At 40.3% G+C, this 1,134-nt stretch carries 1 protein-coding gene and 1 pseudogene; one reads left to right on the top strand and one right to left on the bottom strand.

All coding sequences use genetic code 11. The features are described from left to right. Positions 1–779 (bottom strand): sensor domain-containing diguanylate cyclase (locus tag L4C33_RS22385; RefSeq protein WP_428814576.1); only part of this gene is annotated, 779 nt, incomplete at its 3' end. 205 nt (positions 780–984) lie between these two features. On the opposite strand from L4C33_RS22385, the pseudogene L4C33_RS22380 reads away from it, so the two are divergent. Continuing rightward, positions 985–1,134, top strand: a pseudogene (locus tag L4C33_RS22380) (glycosyl transferase family protein); the annotation flags it as partial.

Genomic DNA, 1,134 nt, shown 5'->3' with positions numbered 1-1,134 from the left:
GCTTTAATAGATTGGCTCAGTTCACAAGCGTCTTGATAACATTGTTCTCTTGTTAAATTCGCCCGAAATACCAAAAATTCATCTCCCCCAAATCTAAAACAATACCCATCTTCATTTGCCCATTCTTGAATTGTACTCGCTACTTTTATTAAGGCTTCATCCCCTTGTAAGTGACCGTAATAATCGTTGAGGTTTTTAAAGCAATCAATATCGATCATAAATAGCGCTCCACTGTGTTGTCTTGCTCTGGTTTTATCCAGAACCTCGGGGAGCAACTTATCTAAAGCGAACCGGTTATAAGATTGAGTCAGGTGGTCAATGTTACTTAGGCGCTCTAGTCGTTGTTGTTGAATCGCAAGTTCTTGTTGGGCTAGCTTGTACTCAGTTATATTGCGAATGGTCCACAGTACATGTTTTTCGCCCGCTAAAGGGACAACAAATGCACTGAAAAATTGCTTTTCGGTTGGGCCATCTACTCCGTCAAAACACTTTAGTTCAGCAGGGTTGAGTTCATATTCTAATTCATGGACTTTATGTGACTCCAATACCTCTTTTATCACCTGTGCAAACCATACGGCTTTATCTGAGGGCAGTATTTCGTTTAAGTGTAAGCCGACTAAAGGCATAGGGTTATGGTGCCTTTTAGTATCTGTTCCGCCCCAGGCTTCAACGTAGTAGCCATCGGCATTAATTAAAAAAGTGGGTTCAGGCAAAGACTCAAAAATCGTAGGCATGATTTCTGGGTGGTTAGTCAGCGCTTTGAAGAAGGTTGAATCCACGTTAATTGCTCTTAATTAATAGTTCTATCACTATATAGATATAGCGTATCAATGAAGAGTGAGCATACAAATCTCATGGCTTTTATCGTGAAATCATGATCTCTCTATATTTTATTTGCCTTGCCATAGTAGGGAATGCATAGTGTGACAAGCATTAAGCTAGGGATTGGCTCCCATTGCAAAAATAAGTAGAGAGTTAGAATTAATGAGCATTATTTYAGATTGTATTCGTACGGTTGGTCGCGGTGAACGTGGTAGAAAACCACTGACTTTTGAGCAAGCAAACCAGATCATGGATGAGTACTTAACGGGTCAAGTTGGCGATGACCAAATGGCGATGTTGTTGATGCTGATT

The sequence above is a fragment of the Vibrio makurazakiensis genome (genome assembly GCF_050337375.1).
Classification (GTDB): domain Bacteria; phylum Pseudomonadota; class Gammaproteobacteria; order Enterobacterales; family Vibrionaceae; genus Vibrio; species Vibrio makurazakiensis.
Note: the sequence above shows the minus strand (reverse complement) of the source record. Positions and strands in the feature narration are given on the sequence as shown.